The following is a 19,723-nucleotide window of genomic DNA, read 5'->3' on the forward strand; positions in this document are numbered from 1 at the left end:
TTACTTTTACTATTTAAGTTTAAAACCTTGGCGATAGGTTAAAAATAAACCTTCGGAATGTTCAAAAGAATGATTGTTTAAATCCAGATAAGGCTCAAACCTGAATGTTAGCCATAGGTTATCAATCAGCTTCCAATCTTTCATAAACCTAAAGAATAATAGCTTACGTTCTTTTTCTAATTGATTGGGGTTTCTGTAAATTCTTCCAACAGATTGATACAAATCTCCGCCCATTTCTGAACTATAACCATTTGACTGCCAATAGCTCAACATCAAATTCATCACCTTTGTTTCTGCTAATATATTCAAATAAATACCAGAGCCGTCTGAGAAGTACGGACTATAACCCGAATTTTGACGATAACCTAACCAGTAGTTCTGTGTTTTTATACTTTGAATAAAACCGTTGGTTTTCAATGCAGCTTCTACGCCAAGAGCAACATTCGTATAGGTTACTACTTGATTGGTATCCTTATCGCTCGTTATTTGCCCACCATGATGTAATAAAGTCAATTGAACAGGAAGAGATAGGCTAAAGTTTTTTCGTTGAATTAAGCGCTTGTTCCAAGAAAATCCTGCAAAGATTTTCTCTTGAAAATCAGAGCCTTTATAAATCATTTGTTGCCAATCAATCCAGCTATCAAAAAAAGTCTTTGAAGTGCGTTTGGTGTATTGGATACCTAATTCTTGTCGGTTCAGAATCACCCGTTCAAAATTCATCATCGGTTCAACCAAATGATGATTTAGTTGTCCATCCAAATTGCCAAATAAAAATTGGGAAGAATCTTTTTGAACCCTGATAGTAAAAATTGGCTGAACTGCCGTGAATTTATCATTGCCAAAATCTTTCCAAGCATACACCCCAGCTTCTATGCTGACATTGGGTGCTGGTTGGTAAATAAGTTTGGGCGAAAATTGATTCCCAAAAAGCGTATAACCATCTGCAATTTTTCCAAAGTATTCATTATTCTTCAGAAAACTGAAGCTATTGAATTGAAAATAAAGCTGTTGATTTTTGGTGGAATCAATGTGCTGGAAAGTCTCCAAGCGAGTATTGTTTAACTGAGCAAAGGTATACTGAGCTGTAAACAAAAAGAGGGCTAAAGTTATTTGAAAAAATCGTCTGAACATTTGCTAGCAAAGTACTTTAAATTGCTGAAAAATTGGTAATTTCACCAATAAAAATTTTGAATTCGGGTATTGAGTTCTACTTATCAATGACACTAAAATCTTTTCATTGATTCCCTATGGCACGTTGTTTTTAATAAAATTTCAATGAGCAGCTTGATTTCCCGAATTAAAACCAAAATTTAACCTAAAATCCATCATGGCAAAACAACAAGCGGAGGCAACAAATCCTGCCAACGAAAAATTAAAAGCATTACAAACAACGCTTGAAAAATTAGACAAAGCTTACGGCAAAGGTACAGTAATGCGTTTGTCAGATAGTAAAGTACTTGATGTTCCTGTCATTTCAACAGGTTCATTAGGTCTAGATTTAGCCCTTGGTGTAGGGGGCGTACCACGTGGAAGAGTAATCGAAATCTACGGTCCAGAATCTTCAGGTAAAACTACCCTAACAATGCACTGTATTGCAGAAGCACAAAAAGCAGGTGGTTTGGCAGCTTTTATTGATGCTGAACACGCTTTTGACAAAGGATATGCTGAAAAATTAGGAATTGATACGGCTAATTTATTGATTTCACAGCCAGATAGCGGTGAACAAGCTTTAGAAATTGCTGAACAATTGATTTCATCAGGTGCGATTGATATTTGTGTGATTGACTCTGTGGCAGCCCTTGTTCCTAAGGCTGAGCTTGAAGGCGATATGGGTGATTCTAAGATGGGTCTTCAAGCTCGTTTGATGTCTCAGGCTTTGCGTAAATTAACGGGTGTTATCAATAGAACTGGCTGTTGCTGTATTTTTATCAACCAATTGCGTGATAAAATCGGCGTAATGTTTGGTAGCCCTGAAACAACTACGGGGGGTAATGCCTTGAAATTCTATGCATCTGTACGTTTGGATATTCGTAGAATTGGTCAAATCAAAGATGGCGACAATGTAATCGGTAACCGTACTCGTGTAAAGGTTGTTAAAAACAAAGTAGCTCCTCCGTTCAAGGTAGTTGAGTTCGATATCATGTATGGCGAAGGTATTTCTAAGGCTGGTGAAGTATTAGATTTAGCCGTTGACATGGAAGTGGTAAAAAAATCAGGTTCATGGTTCAGTTATGGTACTAACCGTTTAGGTCAAGGACGTGACGGCGTGAAAGATATGTTGAAAGACAATCCAGATTTGTTAGAAGAACTTGAAAACAAAATCAAGGAAAAAATCAAAGGTGACGAGAAAGCCTTGCTTGATACGCTAGAACCCAACATTGCTGATGACGGTGAATTAGAATAATTTAGGCTTTTAGCAAAAACTAGATAGTTTTTTGCATTAAAAAGGTGAAAATCAAATGATTTTCACCTTTTTTTTATTACTTTCAAAAGAAAATCTAAATCTGGCTTCGTAATACCCATAAGAATGTCTGAACACAAAAAACGTAGGAAAGTAGAAATTTGTCATAATTGTCATACATTATTAAGACCTGAAGATAATTTTTGTCCAAATTGTGGTCAAGAAAACCATGATTTAAAAGTACCTATCGGTCACTTATTATTTGAAGTAATCGAAGGGTTTACTCATCTCGACACTAAATTATTCAATACACTACGGTCTATTTTTCTTTATCCGGGTAAAATCACGAAAGATTTTCTTGAAGGACGCAGAGGACGCTACATTCCTCCTATCCGTCTGTATTTTCTAGCTTCTGCTGTGTTCTTCTTGTTCTTAGGCATTATGGCTGACGAAGCTATTGAACAAGGACAAAATGGTTCTTTGAATGGCTTTGTGGATAAAGTATCTACTACTAAAAGTAAAGAAGAAAAAGAAAATAAGAAAAAACTAAAAGAGGCTTCTCAAAAGCTAAAAGCCATTAAATCATCAAACGATACAAATGGATTGTATGAAGCACAACAAGATTATGAAGAAATAAAAAGTGATATTGAGGATTTAAAAGAACAAACGAACGAAATAAAAAAACAAACGAATGGTTGGATAGATTTTGTGGATCTTGATGCTGGTGAAATTTTAGATGAAATGAACATTCAGGAAGATGATACATTAAGAAAATTAATCAAGAACCTGCCTGAAACTAAACAACGCCAAAGGCTGATTGCGATTCAGAAACAAATCGTTTTAGATAGTATTAATACCGAAGAACTAACCGATGTAAGTAATGAAATGAGTGAATATTTTACTGAAACTATCGGTACAAAAAATCAGCTAAAATATACCTTGAGGCTACATTCCTTGAAGAATAATGCTGAAATACCCATCCATTATTTTCAAGATACTATTATCACGATTAAAGGAAGTGATGGAAACCTTGAAAACAAAGCTTATAAAGAAAGGCTTCTTAAGATGTCTGATAGAGAATTGGATAGTTTACTTGTCATCAGAGAGAAAAAAGGACATGAGATGAACATCATGGGGCTAAAACCACTTGAAAGAGGCTTTTTAAGAAATGTTACCCATTATGAATTAGCCTTTGAAAATGATGCTGAAGAAGCTATCAGAGAAATCACTCATTTTGGTATCGGGGTATTTTCGGTAATGATGTTTATCCTGATGCCTATTGTAGCTTATTTATTAAAAGTCATTTATAGTACCCGCACCCATAGCTTTTTTACTTATCCTTTCAGGATTTTACGTTATTTATGGGATTGGATTTTGTATCTGATTCGATTCAGAAAAACAAGAAAATATCAAGGAATACCACGCATCAATGAAGGGCATACACGCTATTATTATGAACACCTTATCTTTTCGATACACATTCATAGTGTGATGTTTCTGATGATTGTTATTTTTGTAGGAGGTGGTATATTTTTAGGCTATTGGCGACAGGCCCTTACAGCTACGATGTTTGGCTTTGCACTCTATTTTATAGTAGCCTTGAAAGTAGTTTACCGGCAAAGAGTAGTGAAAACTATTTTCAAATCGTTTATCTTATTTTTCTTATACATTATTTCATTCTTCACTATTCTGAGTATTACTGGCGCTATCAAATTTGCCTTGTCATAAAAAATTAAAAGGGTTGAGTATCAAAAACTCAACCCTTTTAATTTTTCTTTTCTCTTACTACCCGTACTTTAAAAGGTGGGTTGTCAGAGGCATCTAATAGTCCGTTTACAATATTTTTAAGCTTCGCAAACAAACTTTTGGGTTTGGTTGTATCGCCAGTATCTCTATAATCATTTAAGACAAACTTGATTTTCAGTTTCCCTTTCGGGTTATCTATCACCACGTTTGTATGTTTCAATGGCATAAGTTCAATTGGGTCAATATCTTCGGCAAAAGATTTCACACAAAATGTACTTATTAATAAGAGGGTAAAGAGTATCTTTTTTTTCATAAGATTATATTTGAAGAGCTGAATAGTAAAACAAAAATACGAGTTGAAAACAATTTTACAAGACACTACGCAAAAAAGCCCGAAGAAAAATTACTTTTATCTTCGGGCTTTTCTTGGTTTTATACCTAGTTTTTAACTCTTACTCGGTTGAAATATTTATATAATTTCTGCATGGTCTTCTCTACCTCCTTATCCGTCTCTAGCATAATGCTAATGGTTTGAACGGCATGGATTACCGTACTGTGGTCTCTACCTCCAAAATGATAACCGATTGACTTTAAAGGTAAATTGGTAAATTCCTTCATCAAATACATGGCAATTTGTCGAGGAAAAACCGTTTCTTTCTTGCGGCTTTTACTTTTCAAATCCGACATATTTACATCAAAATGGCTTGTCACAGCATCCAAAATAGAATCTACTGTCACTTCTTTTTCATTATCTACTACAATATTCTTGAGCGTAGTCCTAGCCAAATCCATGTCTATTTCCTTACGGTTCAGCGAAGCATGTGCCATTAATGAAACGATAACGCCTTCCATTTCACGGACGTTGGTATCGATACTATGAGCCAAGTATTCTATTACCTTATCTTCAATATAAATGCCGTCAGCTTGTAACTTCTTCTGTAAAATAGCAATCCTCGTTTCAAAATCAGGCTGTTGCACATCGGCCGTCAATCCCCATTTAAAACGTGATAACAAACGATCTTGCATACCAGCTAATTCTCTAGGAGCCCTATCAGACGACATGATGATTTGTTTACCCGACTGATGTAAATGGTTAAAAATATGGAAGAACGATTCTTGTGTTTTTTCTTTCCCTGCCAAAAACTGCACATCATCAATAATCAAACAATCTACCTGCATATAAAAATTTGTAAATGCTTGTAGCGTATTATTTTTAATGGCATTGATAAACTGATTACAGAATTTTTCAGAAGTAACGTATAGTACAAACTTATTGGTCTGTGTATTTTTGATATAATTACCAATCGCTTGAATCAAGTGTGTTTTCCCAAGCCCTACACTTCCATATATCATTAATGGATTGAAAGACGTAACACCGGGTCTCTGTGCTACAGCTAAGCCCGCCGAACGCCCCAAACGATTACAATCTCCTTCTACGAAATTATCGAAGGTATAATGTTCATTTAAATAAGAATCTAATTCTAACGAATCCAAATCTTTTAATTGAAATGGACTTTCATACAAAGTAGGTTCTGGTTTACGCTGAGCAGGAACTGGAACTGTTGGTTTTTGATTCGGGATATTATAAGCAATGGGTGGGTTTTTCTTGTCTCCTTTATCAACGATAATCGAGTATTCAAGCATTCCGTTTTTCCCTAAGGTATAATCTATCGCCTTACGAAGTACATGGATATAGTTTTCCTCAAGCCATTCATAGAAAAATTGGCTTGGTACCTGTATAGAAAGAGTTTGATTACTTACATTCAGGGGTATAATAGGTTCAAACCAAGTTTTAAAACTTTGTTCGTTGATATCATTATGTATAATCTCAAGGCACTTTGACCAAACTTGCCTTGCTTGAAGTTGAGATGTTGAATGCATAGTAAGCTATATTGGCGGCTCTTAGAAAAAGCACTTTATTAAATATTTGATTTTCAAACGATTAGCTATCTAACTGAAAATCTATATTTGATTCCCTCAAAAGGATGGCAAAATTAGTGAATTTTCTTGGAGAGAAAAATCAATTTCGTTTCATTCTCACTTAAAATAAATATTAATTTAATATGGAAGCCTTACATCATGGTAAAGTACAATAACACCAGCATATTTGGTAACTTTCCTTGTTTTTTTGTTTTGAAAAGTCAAAATTCATAAATTTCGTTAACTTTGAAAAGTCAAATATTTCAGAAAATAATTATATGGCGAATAAACTTTTTAATGAATTTCATGCTCATACAAAACAGCAATGGAAACAACAGGCCGTCAAAGAATTAAAAGGTAAAAACTTCGACGAAACAATGATTTGGGATATCGACAAAAATATTCACATAGAACCTTACTATGCTTCTGAAGATATTGACTTTCAATCCACAAAACACATACAACAAGCTCAAAATCAAAGAGTTAACTTCAATTGGCAATATCGGGAAATGGTTAGATATACATCAGAAAAAGAGACTAATTCATTGATACTCAAACTATTAAAATCGGGTGTTGATTCTTTTCTGATTGACTTAAGCGACGTGTTACTTTCTGATGTTGAAATTAAGAAATTGTTACACAATTTCAAACTATCTGACACACCCTTTTTTTTTAAAGTAGAAAATCAAGCATTAAATTTAGTAAATGAGTTACAAAAGGTTGCACCCTATCAATTAAAAGGGGGCATCGTCAATAATCCTTTTGAAAGATGGATGTATACGGGCAATTGGGAGGAAAATCACTGGAAAAACACCGCAGAACTTCTTAGAAAAGTACAAGATTCTCCTCAATTTAAAGCCCTTAATTTATCTAGTCATCATTACCATAATGCTGGTGCAAATGCTGTTCAAGAGCTGGCTTTCTCGTTAGCTCAAGCTATTGAAGTGCTTGATAAGCTTAGTCAAGAAGGGGTAGCGATACAAGATATTCTTAAAAATATTGAATTTTCCGTATCTGTAGGCACCAATTATTTTGTTGAAATTGCCAAGCTCAGGGCATTAAAATTCTTATGGAAAAAAATAGTAATAGAAGGTTATGACATTGATGCGTCTTTGACTAACTCGACTTCGTTTCATTGTCAAACATCTTCCTATTATCATGCGTCAATCACCCCACAAACCAATTTGTTAAGAACTACTACCGAAGCTATGTCTGCTATTATCGGTGGGTGCGATGCCATCAGCATATTACCTTTTGATAGCGAAGAAGAAGACGCTGACGATTTTGGCGATAGAATAGCACGCAACATTTCTATTATATTGAAGGAAGAAAGTTATTTTGATAAGGTAATTGACCCTTCGGCAGGTAGTTATTTCATTGAGGTACTTACCAAAGAAATAGCCGATGAAGCATTTAAGCTCCTAAAAGAGGTAGAAGAAATGGGTGGCATTATGGAAGCTTTCAAAAAAGGATTTATTCAAGAGCAAATCAGCCTTGAACACCTGAAAAAACAAGAGGATTTAGCACAGCATAAGTACATAATGGTGGGTGTAAATAAATTTAGGTTTGATGAAAAGCCCTTTCAAAAAAAGGCAATGAGTTCGCCTAATTATGATAGTGATTTAGTCTTACTCCCGAATTTACATCTATCAGCCATTTTTGAAGTATAGTAACGAAGCAAAGCCATGAGACCAAATCTATCAAAAATATCGTTGGATAATCAAAGTCAGGATGAAGAAAAGACGAGTACTATTTCTACGCAGAAGTGGCGGTCGTCAGAAGGTATTTTTATCAAACCTTACTTTGATGCTGAAGATGTAAAAGAAGCCGAACACCTTGGTTTTGGAGCAGGCTTATCTCCTTTTCTGAGAGGTCCGTATGCTACGATGTACACTCAACAACCTTGGACAATCCGCCAATATGCTGGTTTTTCTACGGCTGAGGAATCAAATGCTTTCTATCGCAAGAATTTAGCAGCAGGACAAAAAGGGCTATCTGTAGCTTTTGATTTAGCTACTCACCGTGGCTATGATTCAGACCATCCAAGAGTGACGGGGGATGTCGGCAAAGCTGGTGTAGCCATCGATTCTGTGGAAGATATGAAAATACTCTTCAATCAGATTCCCTTAGACGAAATGTCTGTTTCGATGACCATGAACGGGGCTGTTTTACCGATTATGGCATTTTATATCGTAGCGGCCGAAGAACAAGGCGTATCGCCAGAAAAACTGTCTGGCACTATTCAGAATGACATTTTAAAGGAATTTATGGTGCGGAATACCTACATTTATCCGCCTATTCCTTCTATGCGTATCATTGCCGATATTTTTGCTTATACCGCTAAAAATATGCCTAAATTCAACTCTATCTCTATATCCGGCTATCATATGCAAGAGGCTGGTGCTACGGCAGATTTAGAATTGGCTTATACCTTAGCAGATGGACTAGAATATTTAAAAACTGGCATCCAAGCGGGCTTAGACATTGACAATTTTGCCCCAAGATTATCGTTCTTTTGGGCGATAGGCATGAATCATTTTATGGAAATCGCTAAAATGCGTGCTGGCAGACTGCTGTGGGCAAAAATAGTCAAGAAATTTAATCCTAAGAATGATAAATCTTTGATGCTCAGAACACACTGCCAAACCTCTGGTTGGTCGCTTACTGAGCAAGACCCTTTCAATAATGTAGCACGTACTTGTATTGAAGCCATGGCAGCCACGTTGGGGCATACACAAAGTTTGCATACTAATTCACTAGACGAAGCCATCGCATTGCCGACTGATTTCTCAGCAAGAATAGCCCGTAATACGCAGTTATACATTCAACAAGAAACCAATATTACGAAAGTAATAGACCCTTGGGGAGGTTCTTATTATGTTGAATACCTCACGCAAGAGTTGGCTCAAAAAGCTTGGAAACTTATTGAAGAGGTAGAGGAATTGGGCGGGATGGCCAAAGCCATTGAAACGGGCTTACCCAAAATGAGGATTGAAGAAGCCGCCGCTAGAAAGCAAGCAAGGATTGACGCAGGAAAGGATGTTATTGTGGGTGTGAATCGTTTTAAAATTGAAACAGAAACCAAACTGGAAGTAAGAGATGTAGATAATCAGGCGGTGAGGCTTTCACAAATTGAAAGGTTAAACCAGATTAAAGCCACCAGAAATACCTTAGCTGTTAAGGATGCCTTAGAAAAATTAACTGATTCGGCTAAAACTGGAGAGGGAAATTTATTACAATTAGCTATCGAAGCGGCTCGTTTAAGGGCGACATTAGGGGAAATTTCAGATGCGTTAGAAGTAGTATTTAGCAGACATAAAGCCATTATTCGCTCTATTTCAGGAGTATATTCAGCAGAAGTGACAGACGACGAAAACTTTAGAATAGCCAGAGAAATGGCCAACGAATTTGCCAAGATGGATGGCAGGCGACCAAGAATAATGGTGGCTAAAATGGGACAGGATGGGCATGACCGTGGGGCAAAAGTAATAGCAACTAGTTTTGCCGACCTTGGTTTTGATGTAGATATTACGCCACTTTTTCAAACGCCTGAGGAAGTAGCCAAACAAGCCATCGAGAACGATGTGCATATTGTAGGCGCTTCTAGCTTAGCAGCAGGCCATAAAACGCTGATTCCTGCCTTGATTGAAGCATTGAAAAAATATGGCCGTGAAGATATAATGGTGATTGCGGGTGGCGTAATTCCTGCTCAGGATTATCAATTCTTGTATGATGCTGGCGTATCTGGCGTTTTTGGCCCTGGTACGGTTATCTCTATTGCTGCTCAGAAAATCTTGAAAGATTTAATGGAGGGCTAATCACCCTCCTACTTTTTTAGCTTTATATCCTGACGTAGTCAAGAATGTTAATATCTTGTCTCTAAAATCTCCCTGTATCAAAATCTCGCCGTCTTTGGCAGAACCTCCACAGCCACAAAGGTTCTTGAGTTTTTTAGATAATACTTCTAGGTCATCATCTTTGCCAACAAAGCCCGAAATTAGCGTTACTTGTTTTCCAGCACGTGCTTTTTTGTCTAACTGGACTTTTAGATTTTGCTGATTGGGTGCTAAAGTTTCAACTTCTGCATCATTTTCAAAGGCAAAATCAAAATCTGGATTGGTAGAAAATACTACTCCAACTGGTATTTTTTTATTTTTAGACATAACCAATTACTTTTAAAGCTTTGGGTTTCAACGTAATTTTCAACACATTAGTAGATAACTGCAAGGGTTCTCCGTCATAATGAATCAATAAATTTTCATCTGCCTTCAAGATAAATTCTGTGTCAGATGCCGTTTCAATATACCTTGAGTTCGGTAGCGTTCCTCTGAATAAACGTACACCAATGATTGGCGCAGCACCAAAAGGAAAGGGTTTTAAAACAACCATTTCAATTAAACCATCATCAATTTTAGATTTTGGCGAAATCAAAGCATTATTACCATATTGAGTTGCATTGGCAAAAGTAACCGAAAAAGCATTTTTAATGGCTGTACTTTCTTTCGATTCTAAATGATACGATTCAGCTTTGTATGTTCTAAAGGATTTCAAAGACATCTTTGCATAGGTCTTTAGCCCACGCGAATCTTGCTGCGCAAATTCATTGGCTACATACGCATCAAAGCCTACTCCTGCCGTACAAAAAAAAGGAATCTCATTCAAAAAGCATACATCTATGGCAGACAAATGGGCTGAAAGAGCAAAATTAATAGCCTTTTCTATCTTTAATGGAATTTTTAAATGCCTAGCCAAACCATTACCTGAACCAATCGGTACAATACCTAAAGCCGTATGCGAGCCTACCAAGCCACGTGCTACTTCGTTTACAGTGCCATCTCCACCAACAGCTATTACTTTAACAATTCCTTCTTTAACTGCTTGTTGGGCAATTTCAGTAGCATGCCCACTATAGTCAGTAAAAAACAACTTTGTATTTGCCTGTTTTGCTACTAAACTAGTAATCTTATTTTTTTGTGCGGGCGTAGTAGTCCCCGACTTAGGATTCATCACAAACCAAACCATATCAGCTAAAAAAGATAAACATCAATATTATCATAATGATGAATGATAAATACATCATTCCGTCAACTAAATAATAATCTTTGTATTTTTCGTAAAATTCTTTGAATTTCATAAGGAAGCAAACTCTTCATCAAGAGTGTTTAAACATATGCTTATATTTGAATATCATTTTAATATCTATTCAAATTTACACAAAAATTAAGGGATGAAAAAATTACTCTTACTTTCATTAACATTCATATCACTGAAAGTGTTCGCTCAGACGGGCAAAGACAAGGAAATAATCTTAAACATTTTGGATGCTCAGACAAAAGCATGGAACAATGGCGATGTTGAAAACTTCATGCATGGCTACTGGGTTTCAGATTCATTAATGTACATCGGCAAAAGTGGCGTTAAATATGGCTACAAAGCAACCTTAGAAAGTTACCGTAAAAACTACCCCGATAAAGCCACGATGGGGCAATTGAAATTTGATATTATCAAGGTGAATTTTATTGCGAAAGATGCCTGTTTTGTAGTAGGAAAATGGCATTTAACTCGCCCTGAAAAAGGTGATATTGGCGGACATTATACGTTGCTTTGGCGCAAGATAAAAGGAGAATGGGTAATTGTTGCTGATCATTCATCTTAAAAGCTCTAAGCTATGAGCTTTGAGCAATGAGCTTAAAGCATTTAAGGCTTATAATTTGAAAGGCTATCACGATGGCGGACTGTTTACCAATCACTATTTACCAATTACTATTTACTAATTATCAATCACTAATTCTATACGCAATTACCTATTCAAATGACCTATCATTTAATATTGGAGATAATTTGTCGTAATTTTGCCTTTGAAGCTGTTTAAACTTTCCTTTTCGGGTTAAACTAAGTCTTTTAGAATAGCTTGTTCCAAAATTTACTCAACGTAGCGATGCTATGCTTACTAAATTTTGAAAAAATCAATTCAAAAATACAATACTTTCACCTCAGAAACGGAAAGTTTAAACAGCTTCTTTATTTAAGTACAATCATAAAGATTAAGATTTATTAAACAATGATTCAACTCGGAACGGTTTACCGTCATAAATTTTCATTTACCCAAGAGGATGTAATTTTATTTGCTAAAGTATCAGGTGATAATAATCCTCTTCACTTGGATGCTGAATTTGCAGCAACTACTTCATTCAAACGCCCAATTATACATGGAGCACTTGCCTCGAGTGTTTTTTCAAAAATCATGGGAACAGAATTTCCTGGCTTTGGAAGTGTTTATTTAAAGCAGAGTTCAGAGTATAAACGCCCAATGTTTGTAGAAACTGAATATGAAGCAGTATTCACTGTAACAGCCATTAATGCTGATAAACACATAGGAGAAATTTCAACAGAAATTTTTGATGTACAAACTGGAAAGAAAACTACTGAAGGTTCGGCATCAATCATGAACAAAGAAGAATTTTAACCCAAAATAAAAAGGCTCAATAATTATTGAGCCTTTTTATTGAATTTTAACTATTTAGCATTATTTCGCTTCATTGTTTTTTATCTCTTGAACCTCTGTACGGATTTCTTGAGCTAAAGTTTTCAATTGTTGCATACCACCTCTTACTCGAGTACCAGCAGCTTGATTGCCTTTGTCATAAAACTTCTCGAAATCTCCTTCTAAGGACAAAATTAAGTCCTTCACTTCTGCAAATCTGTTCATAATAGAAACTGGATTTAAGTTGATAATTGGTTGAAAAAGCCTTTAATAGCGTTGAGACGCATTTTTTGTGTCCGAAATATAGCTATTTTATTACATCTTACAAATCCAAGCACCAAAATTTAAGCGAAATAAGTCAAAAACCTATATAAATTATGCTAATTCTGCTTGCTGAGCTAAGAATTCTTCAGCAATTCTGCGATAAGTACCGTCTTGCAGACGTTGTTGTACCTTTTCAAAGCAATCTAGTGTATAAGCCACATCTTCTAAAGTATGCGAAGCTGTAGGAATAATTCTTAACATAATCTGTCCTTTCGGTACTACTGGGTAAGTTACGATAGAACAGAACACACCCATATTTTCACGCATATCACGTACAAGCGCCGTTACGTGTGATAATTCGTAGTCTCCATGTAAGAAAATCGGCGTTACTGGAGATGTGGTCTCACCCACATCAAATCCTTTCGCTTTAAATCCTGTTTGGATAGCTCTTACATTTTCCCACAATTTCTCACGGAATTCTGGATGTTTTTTAATCAATTCTAAGCGTTTCATCCCTCCTACTACAAATGGCATTGGTAATGCTTTTGCATAGATTTGTGAACGCATATTATATTTCAAGAACATTACAATTTCTTTACTTGCTGCAATAAAAGCACCAATTGCTGCCATTGACTTAGCAAAAGTAGAGAAATATAAATCGATACCATCCATACAATTCAAGGCTTCATGAACACCTCTACCGTTTGGTCCCATCGTTCCAAAACCATGAGCATCATCTACTAAAATTCTGAAATTGAAATCTTCTTTCATTTTCACAATTTCATCCAATGAACCTACTTTACCCGACATTCCAAAAACACCTTCAGTAATTACTAAAATACCTCCACCTGTTTCAGCAACCTTTTTAGTAGCTCTTTCTAAGTTTTTACGCAAAGAATCCATGTCGTTGTGATTAAACTTATAATAATCACCCATTTTAGCTTTGTGCAAACGAATACCATCAATCAAACATGCGTGTGCTTCAGCATCATAAACAATAATATCGTTACGGTCACAAATACACTCAATTACTGACATTACTCCTTGATAACCAAAGTTCAATAAAAAGGCATCTTCTTTTCCAACAAATTCAGCTAACTGAGCTTCAAATTCCTCATGTAAATCTGAATTACCTGACATCATCCTTGCGCCCATTGGATAAGCCAAACCGTAATCTTGCGTTCCCTTATTATCAGCTTCACGAACTTCAGGATGATTAGCTAAACCTAAGTAATTGTTCAATGACCAGTTTAACATTTCTTTTCCCATGAAGGTCATTCTTGGTCCTAACTCTCCTGTCAACTTAGGGAAAGTAAAGTAGTGATGAGAATAATGAGCATGGGCGCCGATAGGTCCCAGACCTTTGCTGACTTTATCGAAAATATCCACTTTTTTTTATGTTTTAATGATTAAAAATAATATGAGCTTCACGAAAGCAACAGGGCATTCTATGAGTTCAATTATAAAATATTCTGCTGTCTAAATATTGTTATATATTTCAAGAGAAAAACATTTTATAATCTTTAAATAATCACAAAGTTAAGGTATTATTTTCTTTCTGCAAAAATGTCTGAATATTAAGTGCTATTTCATTTGAATTAGACAATTCCCTAATAATTTCTGGTAATATTTCAAGAACTTATATTTTTTTATCTAAAATATGAATTCTTATTATTATATTGATTATGCCTAACGTTTATAGTAGTCAAATATTTGTAAAATTTTTAGAGTGTATCTTCTTAAAAAAATACAATAATGATATGAAAAACGATCAAAACCTCTATTCCATCAACAATGAAGTTGATATCATAGACTTCTTGGTAGATAACAATGCGATGATTAAGGACTTTACTAGAAGTCATCTTTCTTGGTTTTTTGTTGATGAAAACTTTCATATCATACTTTACTTGGCTGAGGGAGAAAAGCCTAAATTTGAACGGTATATCGTAGAGCGTTTTGCAGAAAATATGAACGACATGATTAATTTATGGAATCATTTCGATAAAAGAATTCATGATTGCCAAGAAACTAGGACATTGAAATTAGCTAAAAATAAGGTTCACGACCTTATTGCTATGTCTGAGACCTTTAAAGCTTTGTTTAATAGAGCAGATTTTGAAGAAGAATAAAACTTTTGAGTCTTGATTTGGGAATTCTGATTCATTGTTTAATCATATATATACCCCATAAACAAAAAGAGCTTCGGAATTAACTTCCGAAGCTCTTTTTGTTTAAACTACTTAGGACTATGGATTGAAAATATTTGAAACATTTCTATAACCATCCGCTGTGTTTGAATACCAGTCTATACTTGAAGTACCACCTGACGATGCCCAGTTAGCAAATTTCAAATATGTATCAGTGATTTTAACTCCTTCTTTTGGATATTTGAAGTTAGCTGTTGATATTTCGATACCCCAAGGTAATTTTTTCGATGTCGCATAATAAGCACTTCCAGTAGAAGCGTCATCTTTCGTTCCGAACAATGCTTTGTTTACTAATTTTGTAGGATTTTTACCGTATAAGTGTGTTTCGTAACCTCTACCAAAACCAGATGTATTATTGAAGATAAATGGATTGTATGAACCAAGCCCGAATGCTCCGATAGAAGGACCGTTTGTTACATCAAATGAGAACGAGTAAGTTTTATAAGCTACCACTGGTTCATTTGGACGTGTATTCCATGCTGATTGTTCGTTTCTAGCGTTGTTGAATAAGATTACAACCACACTGTCTTGACCTGCCTCTAAGCCTGCACCGATAGTAGAAGTACCTGTGAAGTTTTTAGCATTACCAGTTGGGATGTTAAACTGAATACCTGCACCGTTGTTGAATGAACCACCAGTTGCTTGAAGTGTATAATCTGCTTTAACTTGAACCACTTGGTTTGTTGAACTTGTAACGATTGTGTAAGTAAAGGCAAGGATTACGTCGTTCAAGTCATAATCCCCTACAGATGGCCATTGGTCTTCAAAAGCTACTGTTGAAGGAACATTGTAGTTGTTGAAAGCTTTAGCAGGATCATTTGGATAAGCATCTTCCGAATCAATTACACCGTCTTTATCTGAGTCATTGCTTGATACTGGTGCAGTTCCGTTTCCTTCGTTACAAGATGTTTTTGCGATATAAATACCACCATCTTTAGTTTTCTGAGCAAATTTATCTAAGAAATCAGCTTTAAGAATATCGCTTGGTTCTGAGAATTGAACAGTACCTGTAAGTTTCTGACCACCTCCGTTGTTGATGTTACCACCCGCAGCAGTTAATACTTTGAATAATGAATAGTTATCCCCTGTACCCGTAATTTTACCATCGTAAGTTGATAAAGAGTTAGTTACGAATAAAGCACCATTGTATAAGTTAACAACACCTGAGCCATTGATACGTGTCCAGCTTCCTACAGAGATATAGCTATCGTTATTTACAGTTTTGTCGATACCTAATGTATTTTTGATAATTAAATGACATTTGTTATTAAGAATACCTGAGCTATTTACTTGCATATCAGCAACAGTCATATAGCTATTGTTAGTCATCGTAGTAGAATTGTTGATGATAAAGTTTCCAGCAGCAGTCATTGTACCGTTGTTAGTTACAGTCTGTCCAGAAGAATTTAATCTAACTTCGCCAGCGAATGAAATTTCAGCATTGTTTGTCATTGCGCCATCTAATGGAGAAGCACCTTTAACAATGATTTGTCCTTCGTTAATGATGTTTGAACCTGAACGAGATTGTAATTCTGAATTAGCATTCACAACACCGTAGTTATAGAAAGTACCACCAACGATAAGGTTACCCGAAGAATTCAATGTACCAAAGTTTTTCACTGTTACATCTGCTGAGTTCCAGTTTACATTGCTGAAATTAGCTGAACCTTTTGAAGTAATGATTACAGTATACTTAGCACCTGAATTAAAATTCAAATTATTAAGCGTAATGTTAGTACCACAAATACGAAGCGTACCACCATTTAATGTATTTGGATTGAAGTTTACAGTATAATCGCTACCTGTCAAACAAATTGTTTGTGAACCAGTTTTTGAATCAAGGTCGATAGTTGTTGAGCTGCTTACTGACATATCACATCCTGTATTACAATCAGGACTTGTTTCTGTAGTAGCATATAATTCAGTGTTTGCACTCAATCTTCCAGAAGGAGTTGCCCCTAAAGCTACTGCAAGACTACTAGTAGCGGTTAAAGCTACTTTTTGAGTATATTTAGTACCATCTGGAGCTGTTTTAACGAAGTAAACTTCTTTAACACCAGCTGGAATTGAAATTTTAGTTTTGAATGAAGAAGCTAATGAAGCTGTTCCTTTTGATAGCGCCTTAGCTACACCTGTTGATGGATCAGCAGTGTAAACAGCAACTACATGAAGTGAATTCTTGAAACGAATATCACTTATTGTAACATTAAAACTTACGTCTCTTGCAGTTGACCAATCGAAACCTGCAGGCACTACTAAATTATTGATATCATTGGCAACTTTATCGTCAACAACAAGCTCGGATACACATGATGAAGCAATAATTCCTAAGGCGAATACAATTGATAGAATTTTAGTTTTCATTTTATTTATTTTTCGTTCTATAAATAGAACATTAAGTTAACGATAGTTTTAGTAACTTATCTTTTAATCTATGGTAATTTTTGAGTATTTCTTTATTTTATTAAAATCTTGGTAAAGTTTAGTATTGCATAATGTAATGATTCTGCCTTAAATATTAACTACAAAATTAATTCTAATTTTTCAAACGACAAAAGACGTATATCACTATAACAATAAACTACTGATTATCAATAAATTACAAATAAATCTTGTATTTTTCAGTCAAACACATTATTGAACCTCATTTATTATCTTCGCTTATATAAATAAAGGAACGTTCATCAAATACGTATAACTTTTTTTAGTGTTCCTAAAAAAATACAAGAAAATATTTTTTGTATTTATTACTAAAATTTAGTTTTAGGAAATCCTTATTATTAACGCTTATTCAAAAGCAATTACCGTACCAAATAACATATTTTTAAAGAAAATATTCGCTTTTTTTCAAAAAAAAGCTACCTAATAAATAATTAGATAACATATTTAATAAATCAGCTAACTGATGGTTTGTGCTCAATAAATACTTCGTTGTTGAGTTTCAAACCTTGCTAAATAAATTTCTCACTGGGTATATAACACTTACCAGAAAAAATTAAAAAAAACCAATAAGTTTCTAGCTAAAGTTTATCTTTGTTTGATAGAGATACTAAAGCACTATAAAACCTGAGCCTAGTGTATGCCAAGAATAAACAAAATATTGATAGCCAATCGTGGAGAAATAGCCTTACGCATTATGCGGACTGCTCGCGAACTTAATATTCAAACAGTAGCTATTTTTTCTGAGGCAGATAGAAATTCACCCCACGTCCGTTTTGCTGACGAAGCTGTGTGCATTGGTCCACCGCCTTCACATGAATCTTATTTACTAGGTGATAAAATCATTGAAATTTGCAAAGACTTAGGGGTAGATGCCATTCATCCAGGCTATGGGTTTCTTTCTGAAAATGCTTCCTTTTGCAAAAAAGTAATTGAAGCTGGGTTAATCTTTATTGGGCCTTCGCCCGAGAGCATCGAGTTGATGGGAGATAAACTAACATCAAAACATACTGTCGCTAAATACAATATTCCGATGGTTCCGGGTACGCCCGATGCCGTTACAGACAGAGCTACTGCCAAAAAGAAATCTTTAGAAATTGGCTATCCTGTTTTGATTAAAGCCTCCGCAGGTGGTGGTGGAAAAGGAATGCGGGTAGTAGAAAAGGAGGAAGATTTTGATGACCAAATGGATAGGGCTGTTTCAGAAGCCATTACATCATTCGGAAATGGTGCAGTTTTTATCGAAAAATATATTACTGCTCCCAAGCATATTGAAATTCAAGTATTGGGCGACCAGCACGGAAATGTGGTTCATTTATTTGAAAGAGAATGTTCTATTCAGCGTCGACATCAAAAGGTTGTTGAAGAAGCTCCATCTGCTGTATTAACACCTGAAATCCGTGAGGCTATGGGGCGTTGTGCCGTCGATGTGGCTAAAGCTTGTAATTATTATGGTGCTGGTACGGTAGAATTTATTGTTGACGAGAAGCTTGATTTTTATTTTTTAGAGATGAATACTCGCCTACAAGTAGAACATCCCGTTACTGAATTAATTACAGGCATTGATTTAGTAAAGGAAATGATTCGTATTGCGGAGGGGGAATGCATATCATTCAAACAAGAAGATTTACAAATACACGGCCATGCGATAGAAATCAGGGTATGCGCAGAAGACCCCAAAAATAATTTTCTGCCAGACATCGGAACATTAAATACTTATGTCAGACCCGAAGGGAATGGAGTGAGAGTAGACGATGGTTTTGAGCAAGGAATGACCATCCCGATTTTCTATGACCCAATGATTGCAAAACTGATTACTTATGGTAAAAACCGTGAAGAAGCCATTATTAAAATGATTCGGGCTATTGATGAATTCAAAATCTCTGGCATCGAAACGACTTTACCTTTCTGCAAATTTGTGATGAAACACGAAGCATTCTTGTCTGGAAATTTCGATACGAGGTTTATCAATTTATATTTTTCACCAGCACTGTTGGACGGATTACCTAATCCTGAAGAAGAAAAATTAGCAGCGGCATTGGCTAATTATTTAATTACTACTAAAAAAGTTTCAGTGCAAGTACAAGCGGACACTCAAACTGTTGTAAAAACAAGTAATTGGCAAGCAAATCGTTTGAGCTATCGTTAAGGATAACGAAAGGGAAATTAAAACATGAGTCATCCCGAATTTTGTGGATGGCTTGCCAAATAAAAACCTCCTTGTTTATTTTGTGAATTACGACAAACACAAAAAACAGGAGG

At 35.4% G+C, this 19,723-nt stretch carries 16 protein-coding genes; 8 read left to right on the forward strand and 8 right to left on the reverse strand.

The features are described 5' to 3' along the window. Positions 1–9: 9 nt before the first annotated feature. Entirely contained in the window at positions 10–1,131 is a 1,122-nt protein-coding gene (locus J2Y60_RS16410) for a hypothetical protein (protein ID WP_309920147.1), read from the reverse strand. A 196-nt stretch (positions 1,132–1,327) separates the two neighbouring features. Between J2Y60_RS16410 and recA the strand changes: the two genes are divergently transcribed. Then, a complete protein-coding gene (gene recA / locus J2Y60_RS16415; RefSeq protein WP_309920149.1) occupies positions 1,328–2,404 on the forward strand; it encodes a recombinase RecA in 1,077 nt (358 codons plus the stop codon). 123 nt (positions 2,405–2,527) lie between these two features. After that, entirely contained in the window at positions 2,528–4,129 is a 1,602-nt protein-coding gene (locus tag J2Y60_RS16420) for a DUF3667 domain-containing protein (protein WP_309920151.1), read from the forward strand. A gap of 37 nt (positions 4,130–4,166) precedes the next feature. Here the strand turns inward: J2Y60_RS16420 and J2Y60_RS16425 are convergent, their stop codons facing one another. After that, a complete protein-coding gene (locus tag J2Y60_RS16425) occupies positions 4,167–4,460 on the reverse strand; it encodes a hypothetical protein (protein WP_309920154.1) in 294 nt (97 codons plus the stop codon). Between the two features lie 125 nt (positions 4,461–4,585). Then, positions 4,586–6,028 (reverse strand): chromosomal replication initiator protein DnaA, encoded by a 1,443-nt coding sequence (gene dnaA, locus J2Y60_RS16430; protein WP_309920157.1) that lies wholly within the window; start codon positions 6,026–6,028, stop codon positions 4,586–4,588. A 317-nt stretch (positions 6,029–6,345) separates the two neighbouring features. On the opposite strand from dnaA, the gene J2Y60_RS16435 reads away from it, so the two are divergent. Together J2Y60_RS16435 and scpA are read left to right on the forward strand one after the other, a co-directional pair. Beyond that, the gene (locus tag J2Y60_RS16435) at positions 6,346–7,737 is read left to right on the forward strand and encodes a methylmalonyl-CoA mutase family protein (RefSeq protein ID WP_309920160.1); all 1,392 of its coding nucleotides are present in this window, start codon (positions 6,346–6,348) and stop codon (positions 7,735–7,737) included. A gap of 15 nt (positions 7,738–7,752) precedes the next feature. Then, entirely contained in the window at positions 7,753–9,885 is a 2,133-nt protein-coding gene (gene scpA / locus J2Y60_RS16440) for a methylmalonyl-CoA mutase (protein ID WP_309920163.1), read from the forward strand. Here scpA and J2Y60_RS16445 read toward each other — a convergent pair whose 3' ends face one another. Together J2Y60_RS16445 and J2Y60_RS16450 are read right to left on the reverse strand one after the other, a co-directional pair. Then, entirely contained in the window at positions 9,886–10,230 is a 345-nt protein-coding gene (locus J2Y60_RS16445) for a translation initiation factor (RefSeq protein ID WP_309920165.1), read from the reverse strand. Next, positions 10,223–11,089 (reverse strand): diacylglycerol kinase family protein, encoded by an 867-nt coding sequence (locus J2Y60_RS16450; RefSeq protein ID WP_309994693.1) that lies wholly within the window; start codon positions 11,087–11,089, stop codon positions 10,223–10,225. The genes J2Y60_RS16445 and J2Y60_RS16450 overlap by 8 nt, the downstream gene beginning before the upstream one ends. A gap of 205 nt (positions 11,090–11,294) precedes the next feature. Between J2Y60_RS16450 and J2Y60_RS16455 the strand changes: the two genes are divergently transcribed. Both J2Y60_RS16455 and J2Y60_RS16460 read left to right on the forward strand, forming a co-directional pair. Next, positions 11,295–11,723 carry a nuclear transport factor 2 family protein gene (locus J2Y60_RS16455; RefSeq protein WP_309920169.1) on the forward strand — a complete coding sequence of 143 codons (429 nt, stop codon included), beginning with the start codon at positions 11,295–11,297 and terminating at the stop codon, positions 11,721–11,723. Between the two features lie 405 nt (positions 11,724–12,128). Further along, positions 12,129–12,533 (forward strand): MaoC family dehydratase, encoded by a 405-nt coding sequence (locus J2Y60_RS16460; RefSeq protein WP_309920172.1) that lies wholly within the window; start codon positions 12,129–12,131, stop codon positions 12,531–12,533. A gap of 60 nt (positions 12,534–12,593) precedes the next feature. On the opposite strand, the gene J2Y60_RS16465 is transcribed toward J2Y60_RS16460, so the two are convergent. Beyond that, positions 12,594–12,776: a histone H1 gene (locus J2Y60_RS16465; protein WP_309920175.1), complete on the reverse strand. Its 183-nt coding sequence runs from the start codon at positions 12,774–12,776 to the stop codon at positions 12,594–12,596. Between the two features lie 150 nt (positions 12,777–12,926). Then, positions 12,927–14,204, reverse strand: a complete 1,278-nt coding sequence (locus J2Y60_RS16470; RefSeq protein WP_309920178.1) for a pyridoxal phosphate-dependent aminotransferase family protein — start codon at positions 14,202–14,204, stop codon at positions 12,927–12,929. A gap of 371 nt (positions 14,205–14,575) precedes the next feature. Between J2Y60_RS16470 and J2Y60_RS16475 the strand changes: the two genes are divergently transcribed. Further along, positions 14,576–14,944: a hypothetical protein gene (locus tag J2Y60_RS16475; protein ID WP_309920180.1), complete on the forward strand. Its 369-nt coding sequence runs from the start codon at positions 14,576–14,578 to the stop codon at positions 14,942–14,944. 117 nt (positions 14,945–15,061) lie between these two features. Here J2Y60_RS16475 and J2Y60_RS16480 read toward each other — a convergent pair whose 3' ends face one another. Continuing rightward, entirely contained in the window at positions 15,062–17,386 is a 2,325-nt protein-coding gene (locus tag J2Y60_RS16480; protein WP_309920183.1) for an LruC domain-containing protein, read from the reverse strand. A gap of 715 nt (positions 17,387–18,101) precedes the next feature. Here J2Y60_RS16480 and J2Y60_RS16485 point away from each other — a divergent pair. After that, complete coding sequence (locus J2Y60_RS16485) at positions 18,102–19,610, forward strand: acetyl-CoA carboxylase biotin carboxylase subunit (protein ID WP_309920186.1); 1,509 nt, start codon at positions 18,102–18,104, stop codon at positions 19,608–19,610. The last annotated feature ends 113 nt before the right edge of the window (positions 19,611–19,723 follow it).

Origin of the sequence: Arcicella sp. BE140 (assembly GCF_031456255.1) — a bacterium.
GTDB lineage: Bacteria > Bacteroidota > Bacteroidia > Cytophagales > Spirosomataceae > Arcicella > Arcicella aquatica.